The sequence below is a fragment of the Streptomyces sp. NPDC006265 genome (assembly GCF_040613555.1).
Taxonomy (GTDB): domain Bacteria; phylum Actinomycetota; class Actinomycetes; order Streptomycetales; family Streptomycetaceae; genus Streptomyces.
Genome location: NZ_JBEXSH010000537.1, coordinates 1 through 6236, shown reverse-complemented (window position 1 = coordinate 6236; position 6236 = coordinate 1). Strand labels below are relative to the sequence as shown.

Sequence of the window (6236 nt, the reverse complement as noted above, 5' to 3'; positions counted from 1 at the left end):
TCCAGGGACGTCGGCGCACGGCTCGGCGTCACCGGCCCGCGGGCGACCTCGGGGTCGTCCTCGGCGGCCGGCTCCGGGTCGTGCCACTCCTCACTGCGCGTGGGATGCCCTGACCTGAGCAGGCCCTGCAGTTCGTGCTTCATCTCGTCGTCCCGGTGGACGCTCAGCCGGTCGCTGCCTCGCTGCATGTCTCCCTCCAGACGTTCGGGGGCCCGCACCGCGTACCCGAACACCGGAGGGCGACACAGGTTCCGCCGGCCCGATCGCCGCCGTCCGCACTGGTTTGCGCCACGCCCTGCGGGAGACCCGGATCACACCCCCACACCTCTCTGGGGAAGGACACGTCATGGCGATGCTCGCTGTGCTCATCCCGCTGCTCATGCTCGGAGTGGTGCTGGTGCTGGGCCGTTACGAGGAGTTGCTGCTGCCACAGGAGGACGCCGACCGGCGTGAACCGGCCGGCGTGTCCCCCGCAGCCGTGGCTGCTCCTTCTCCCGCCACGGCAGGAACTCCTCCCGCACCTTCGCCTTGAAGCCCCGCCTGACGTCCGGACGCTCCAGCCGCAGGTCCTCCCACTCGTTCTCCGCCCTCCTCCGCACGGCGAGAAGGCCGTTGATGCCGCCGGAGCCACCGGTACCGGTCACCCTGCGCGACGGCGGAAGACCTCTCCGGGTTTGCGGGTGAGGGCCGGGGGCAGGCGCCCATGAGTGCTTCGGACAGGAGGCACGTCCGTGGGAGCGGCGAGCGAGCCGCACCGGGGCCCCTGTCCCACAGCGATCGCGCTCCCACGGTGACCGTCCAGCCCAGAGCACTTTCAAGGGAATTGCGACGTATCATGCCGACTCGTTCCAGCACGAAGCAGCACCCCCACGACGACGCCCCCGACACCGCCGAGGCCTTCCGCAGGATCACCTCCATGCCCGCCGGCCCGGAGCGCGACAAACTGCGCGACGAGATCGTCGAGGCCTGGCTGCCCATGGCAGACCGCCTCGCCGGACGCTTCCGCAGCCGCGGCGAGAACGTCGAGGACCTGCGCCAGGTCGCGGCCCTCGGCCTGGTCAAGGCCGTCGACCGGTACGACCCCGAGCGCGGCAACGCCTTCGAGAGCTACGCCGTACCGACCATCACCGGCGAGATCAAGCGGCACTTCCGCGACCACATGTGGACCCTGCACGTACCCCGCCGCGTCCAGGACCTGCGCAACCGCGTGCGCTTCGCCAGCCAGGACCTGTCCCAGACCATCTCCGGACGCCGGCCCACCGTCGCCGAGATCGCCGAGCACGCGAACATGAGCGAGGAGGACGTCCGGGCCGGCCAGGAGGCACTGGAGAGCTTCACGGCGCTCTCCCTGGACGCGGAACTGCCCGGGAGCGAGGACGGCTACTCGCTGAGCGACGCGCTGGGGTCCTACGACCCGGCGCTGGACACGGTCGTCGACCGCGAGTCCGTGAGGGCCCGGCTGGCGGCGCTGCCCGAGCGGGAGCGGGCGATCCTGTACATGCGGTTCTTCGGTGACATGACGCAGAGCCGGATCGCCGAGAAGCTGGGGATCTCGCAGATGCACGTCTCCCGGCTGATCAGCCGGTGCTGCGGACGGGTGCGGGAGCAGGTCATGCGGGACGCGGCCTGACACAGGCCCCTGGGACTTTCACCCGGTTGGAGGGCGCCGTCCCGCTAATGGGGTCCGGGCCCGCGCGGGCCCGTCGGCTGCGGGCTGTCATGGCAGAGGGGTATGACTACCGAAGGAGTCCCCTCGATGCGCCGCAGCCTGCACGCCCTGTCCGTCGCCGTCCTGGCCGGCTCAGCCCTGGTGGGCCTGGCGCCGGCCGTGTTCGCCGAACCGGCCGCCGAGGTCAGTCCCGCCACCGTCCAGCCCGGCGGCACGCTCACCGTCTCGGTCAGCTGCGATCCGACCGGAGGGCCGCCGCCCGACACCGTCGACGCCACCTCCGAGGCCTTCGACGAGGGCACGGTGCCACTGCAACGGGTCACCGGCAACGACGACGAGGTGTCCGGCGCCGCCTACCGCGGCACGGCCCGCATCGCCTCCGCGGAGAACTTCGAGGGCGACCCGGACGCCCCGGCGGAGGACTCTGCATGGAGCGTCGAGGGCACCTGCCCGGCCGCTCCCGGCGGCGAGGGCACCACCTGGAGCGCGACGTTCACCGTGGCCCACGGCTCCGGCCCCCACAAGCCCCCGTACGACCCCGCGCACCCACCCACCCACCAGAGCTGCCCCGAACCCTCGCACCACTGGATGCCGAAAGCCCCCGAGGCGCACCCCACCGAGTGCGGCGAAGCGCCGGTCCGGCGCGGGGTTCGGGCCGGTGACGGCGGTGCCTTCACCGACTCCGTGCCCGCCCTGGTCGCGGGCGGGGTGCTGATCGCGGGCGCGTTCGGCGCCGCCGCGCACCGTCTGCGCACCCGGCGGAGCGACCCCCACCGCTGACCCGCCGGACCCGTTCCACCGTCCCGGAAGGGCCCCGCTTCCCCGCCCCGGCCCGCTCATGCTGTGACCGTCACAACCCGGCCGGGCGCCCATGGGGCGGCGGCACCCTGGGTACTCAGTGCCCGAGGGCACGAGCCGCACCGTACGGCGCACGCGCCGAGGGAGACATCACACGGCGGCACCAGGCACTGGCACTGCGGAGGTACGGATGCGGCGGACGGCCCCGGAAGGTCACGGTCCCGTCCGGTTCGGGCCGCCGCTCCCCGAGGACGGGCTGCCCGTCCTGCCGGAGCTGACCGCGGTGCTCGCCGCCGCCGCGTCCGTGGGCGACCACGAGCCCGTCGGCGGCGGCCGCGCCCTGCGCGAAGCCGCCTGCGGCTACTGGGACCGGCGCGGACTGCACTGCGACCCGGACCGGGTGGCCGCCGCCCCCGGATCGCCCGCCCTGCTGCTCGCGCTGACCGCCGCCCTCGGCGGCGACGTCCTCGTACCGAGACCCTGCGCCGCCTGGTGGGCACCGTACGCACGCCTGCTGGGACGCCCGGTCTTCCATGTGCCGACCCCGCCGGAGAGCGGCGGCGTCCCGGACCCGTACGCCCTGCTGGAGACCGTGCGCCGGGTACGCGCCGAGGGCGGCGACCCGCGGCTGCTCGTGCTGTCCGTCGCCGACGACCCCACCGCCACCGTCGCCCCTCCCGAACTGCTCCACGAGACCGTCGAGGCCGCCCAGGGGGAGGGCCTGCACCTCGTCAGCGACGAGACCTGGCGCGACACCCTGCACGACCCCCACGACACCGTGCTGCTCAGCCCCGCCGGGATGGTGCCCGACCGGGTCACCGTCGTCACCGACCTGGCCGGTGCCCTGCTCCCGCCCGGCTGGCCCGCCGCTGTGGCCCGCTTCCCGGCCGGTGAGGACGGCGAGGGCCTCCACGCGCGCGTGCTCGACATCCTCACCGCCCTCGACGCCCGTGTCGCCGCGCCCATCGCCGCGGCGGCCGGATACGCCCTGGGGGAGCCGGAAGCGGTCACCGCGCGCGGGGCCACCGCCGTGCGCCTGCACGCGCTCCTGGCCGCCGAGGCGCACGCCGCCGTCGTCGCCGCGGGAGCCCTCGCCCGGCCTCCGCGCTCCGGCCGCCACCTGTACGTGGACCTGGCCGCGCTGCGCCCCGCGCTGAGCGCGCACGGCGTCGGCGACGCACAGGAACTGGAGGACTTCCTCAGCGCACGCCTCGGCATGCCCGCCCCGGGCGGGCACCGCTTCGGCGACGACCTCGAAGCCCCGCGCGTGCGGCTCTGCACCGGCGCCCTGGTGGCCGGTTCCGACACGGAACGCGCGGAATGCCTCACCTCACCCACGCCGTTGGAACTGCCGCAGGTGAACCGCGCGTTGAGCCGACTGAAGTCGGTCTTCGACGATCTCCGCGACGACGCTCAGCGATGGGAGCCTCCTCGATGACGCAGCAGTCCGAGTCGACCACCAGCACGACCACCCGGGAAGCCGACGAGCCCGGGATCGCGTCACCCCTCGCACCCCCGTACCCGCCCCTGGCCGAACCCCGGCCGCCGGCCGAGCGGCGGGTGTGGCCGCGCACCTTTCACGACCGGCTGACCGCGCCGCTCCCCGGCCTGAAGGCCATGGCCCGCTTCGCCCGGGAGGGCACGGTGAGACCGGGCCCGGAAGGCCTCGCCGACATCCCCCGGCTGCCCTACGCCCCCGCCCCACTGCCCCGCGTCGACGCCCGCACCGTCGCCGTCACATGGGCGGGGCACGCCAGTTGGGTCCTGCGCATCGGCGGGCTGACCGTTCTCACCGACCCGGTCTGGTCCCGCCGGATCCTCGGCACCCCGGCCCGCATCACACCCGTGGGTGTCCCCTGGGAGGACCTGCCGCGCGTCGACGCCGCCGTCATCAGCCACAACCACTACGACCACCTGGACGCCCCCACGCTGCGCCGCCTCCCGCGCGACACCCCGGTGCTCGTCCCGGCCGGGCTCGCCCGCTGGTTCCACCGCCGCCGCTTCACGCACGTGACGGAACTCGACTGGTGGGAGGCGGCCGAACTGGACGGCGTGCGCTTCGACTTCGTCCCGTCCCACCACTGGTCCAAGCGCAGCCTCACCGACACCTGCCACAGCCTCTGGGGCGGCTGGGTGCTCACGGACCAGGAGGGCCAACGCGTCTACTTCGCGGGCGACACCGGCTACGGCCACTGGTTCTCCCGCATCGGCCGCCGCTACCCCGGCATCGACCTGGCCCTGCTGCCCATCGGCGCCTACGACCCGCGCTGGTGGCTCCGCGACGTCCACTGCGACCCCGAAGAGGCGGTCCGCGCTGCGCAGGATCTGGGCGCGCGCCGGATGGCCCCCATGCACTGGGCGACGTTCGTCCTGTCGGCGGAACCGGTCATGGAGCCCCTGACGCGTGTGCGGGCGGCATGGGAGAAGGCGGGCCTGCCCCGCGAGAACCTCTGGGACATGCCGGTGGGCGCCTCCCGGGTGCTGTCCGGGAACTGACCTCAGGTGCCCGGGGAACTGCGCACCCGCCGCCACACCGCCGGTACCGCGCTGAGCAGCAGGGTCAGCGCGATCGCCGCCACCACGCCCTGCCACGGCTCGGCGAACAGCGCCCCTCCGAGGATCCCGATCAACTGATACGTGGCGGCCCAGGCCAGACAGGCCGGCAGATTCCCCCGGGAAAACCTCCGCAGCGGCCACTGGGCCAGCAGACAGGCCAGCATCACCGGGATGCGCCCCGCAGGCACCAGCCGGGACAGCACCAGCACCGCCACCCCGTGGGCGGAGAGCTTCTCCTGCGCCTGCTCCAGCCGGTCCTCCGGCGCCCGCGACCGCAGGATCTCCAGCCACCGCGACCCGTTCCTCGACTTCAGCCCGCGCCGTCCCAGCCAGTACAGCGTCGCATCGCCCAGGAACGCCGCCAGCGACGCCGTCACGAACACCATCGCCAGCGAGAAGGGCGCCGTCCGGTGCACGGCGACCGCCGCCGCCGAACTCACCAGCGCTCCCGTCGGAATCACCGGCACCAGCGCCCCGGCCAGCACCAGCACGAAGAGCGTCGGATACCCGATCGCCTGCTGCGTGGACTCCGGAACCAAGGACGCCGGTGTCACGGCCGACGCCGCGAGCAGGGGCGCGAGCGCCAGGGGCGCGGACCAGCTCACCGCGCGGCCTTCACACGCACGCTCTCCCCGTGCCCGAGCCGGTGCACCGCCACCTCGGGCGCGTCCCGGGCCGCCAGCCGGACCAACTCCTCCCCCGGAGCGTGGAACTCGTGCGGGCGCACGGCGTCCATGCCGATCGGCCAGTACGTGCCGTAGTGCACCGGCACCGCGGTGTGCGGCGCCAGCCGTGCCAGCGCCTGCGCCGCCCGGCCCGCGTCCAGGTGCCCCTCGCCCAGACAGGGCCCCCAGCCGCCCACCGGCAGCAGCGCCACCTCGACCGGGCCGACCTCCTTCGCCATCTCGTCGAACAGTCCGGTGTCCCCGGCGAAGTACGTCCGGGCCTCGCCGGTTATGACATAGCCGAGGGCGGGGGAGCGGTGTGGTCCGAACGGCAGCCGCCGCCCGTCGTGGCGCGCGGGCACGGCGCGTACGACGATGTCGCCGACCGGGGTCTCGTCCCCGGGGGCCACCTCGCTCACCCGCAGGTGCGAGAGCCGGCGCAGACCCGGTACTGCCCGGCGCGCGCCCCGGGGCACGAGCAGGCGCGTGCCCGGAGCGAGCCGCATCAGCGACGGCACGTGCAGGTGGTCGGCGTGCAGATGCGACAC

General features: G+C 74.2%; 7 protein-coding genes and 1 pseudogene. 5 read left to right on the top strand and 3 right to left on the bottom strand.

What is annotated here, in order from left to right; translation table 11 throughout:
• Positions 1-188: pseudogene (locus tag ABZ281_RS33115) on the bottom strand (hypothetical protein); the annotation flags it as partial.
• A gap of 158 nt (positions 189-346) precedes the next feature.
• Here ABZ281_RS33115 and ABZ281_RS33110 point away from each other — a divergent pair.
• From ABZ281_RS33110 to ABZ281_RS33090, 5 genes are all read left to right on the top strand, one after another.
• Positions 347-532 carry a hypothetical protein gene (locus ABZ281_RS33110; RefSeq protein ID WP_356661525.1) on the top strand — a complete coding sequence of 62 codons (186 nt, stop codon included), beginning with the start codon at positions 347-349 and terminating at the stop codon, positions 530-532.
• A 303-nt stretch (positions 533-835) separates the two neighbouring features.
• A complete protein-coding gene (locus tag ABZ281_RS33105) occupies positions 836-1630 on the top strand; it encodes an RNA polymerase sigma factor SigF (RefSeq protein ID WP_356661523.1) in 795 nt (264 codons plus the stop codon).
• Positions 1631-1756: 126 nt separating this feature from the next.
• A complete protein-coding gene (locus ABZ281_RS33100) occupies positions 1757-2449 on the top strand; it encodes a hypothetical protein (protein ID WP_356661521.1) in 693 nt (230 codons plus the stop codon).
• A 208-nt stretch (positions 2450-2657) separates the two neighbouring features.
• Positions 2658-3905 (top strand): aminotransferase class I/II-fold pyridoxal phosphate-dependent enzyme, encoded by a 1248-nt coding sequence (locus ABZ281_RS33095; RefSeq protein WP_356661519.1) that lies wholly within the window; start codon positions 2658-2660, stop codon positions 3903-3905.
• Complete coding sequence (locus ABZ281_RS33090) at positions 3902-4963, top strand: MBL fold metallo-hydrolase (RefSeq protein ID WP_356661517.1); 1062 nt, start codon at positions 3902-3904, stop codon at positions 4961-4963. The genes ABZ281_RS33095 and ABZ281_RS33090 overlap by 4 nt, the downstream gene beginning before the upstream one ends.
• Before the next feature lie 2 nt (positions 4964-4965).
• Here ABZ281_RS33090 and ABZ281_RS33085 read toward each other — a convergent pair whose 3' ends face one another.
• Entirely contained in the window at positions 4966-5595 is a 630-nt protein-coding gene (locus tag ABZ281_RS33085) for a VTT domain-containing protein (RefSeq protein WP_356661527.1), read from the bottom strand.
• Positions 5596-5624: 29 nt separating this feature from the next.
• Positions 5625-6236 (bottom strand): MBL fold metallo-hydrolase (locus ABZ281_RS33080; RefSeq protein ID WP_356661515.1); only part of this gene is annotated, 612 nt, incomplete at its 5' end.